This window comes from Rhodoferax sp. RT5P35, from assembly GCF_056521385.1.
The window spans coordinates 1-1,021 of sequence record NZ_JBWMAX010000375.1 but is presented as its reverse complement, the minus strand read 5'-3'; the positions used below and the strand labels follow the sequence as shown (position 1 = coordinate 1,021).

The window sequence follows — 1,021 nt, the reverse complement described above, 5'->3', positions numbered from 1 at the left end:
GGTCACCCGGTGCCCGACTTGGCCCAGGGCCAGAGACAGCAGCTCCAGGTTCTGCGGCACGTCGTCCACCGCCAGAATGCGCAGGCCGGGCAGTTCGTACAGCAGCATCTCGTGCACGACCTCTACCGGCTGGCCGGGTGCCAAGGGCAGGCGCACGTGGAAGGTGCTGCCCACGCCCAGCTGGCTTTCCAGCTCGGCAATATGCCGCCCCAGGGTGGGCTGGCTGGTGTGCAGCACCTTGGCCGCGCCCAGCAGGCTGCCGTGGTCCAGCGCCGCAAGAAAAGAGCGCACCAGGTGCCAGTCAAAAGCAGGCCGGGGGCTGGGAATCATGGCGAGGTATGCAGTTTTGCATTTCAGGTATGGATATCTATGCAATTGTGAATTGGATGGGTTGTTTTCACAATCCAGGCCTAACCCTGAAAGGATGGACCGCATGCAAGACACCGTATTGATTTTGGGCGCGCGCGGGCGCTTCGGCCTGGCCGCAGCGCTGGCTTTTGCCGACGCGGGCTGGCGGGTACTGGGCCTGGTGCGCCCCGGCGCAGAGCCGCCCGCCACCACGCATCCGCGTGTGCAATGGCTGGCCGCTGACCTGCACGACACCGCCGCCGTGGCCCGCGCGGCCCAGGGTGCCAGCGTGGTGGTGCATGCGCTGAACCCGCCCTACACCCGCAAGGCCTGGGAAACCCAGGCCTTGCCCCTGACGGACGCGGCCATCGCCATCACCTTCGCGCTCAACGCGACCCTGATGTTCATGGGCAACGTCTACAACTTTGGTGCCGACATGCCCGCGCTGTTGTCCGAAAGCACGCCGCAGCGCGCCCAGACCACCCTGGGCCAGGTGCGCATCGCCGTGGAAGGGCAGATCCGCCGCAGCGGTGTGCGTGCCATCGTCATCCGCGCCGGGGACTTTTTCGGCAGCGGCACCGGCACCTGGTTCGACCAGACCCTGGTCAAAGACATCCAAATGGGCAGGTTTGTAGACCCTGGCCGCCTGGACGTGGCCAAGGCCTGGGCTTAT

Annotated in this window: 2 protein-coding genes; one reads left to right on the top strand and one right to left on the bottom strand. The window is 66.1% G+C overall.

All coding sequences use genetic code 11. From position 1 onward, the window contains the following. The coding region (locus AC097L_RS26450) for a helix-turn-helix domain-containing protein (RefSeq protein WP_479589656.1) at nt 1–330 on the bottom strand (330 nt) is incomplete at its 3' end. Between the two features lie 103 nt (nt 331–433). Here AC097L_RS26450 and AC097L_RS26445 point away from each other — a divergent pair. Next, nucleotides 434–1,021, top strand: a 588-nt coding sequence (locus AC097L_RS26445; protein WP_479589655.1) for an NAD(P)H-binding protein, incomplete at its 3' end; no start/stop codon positions are given.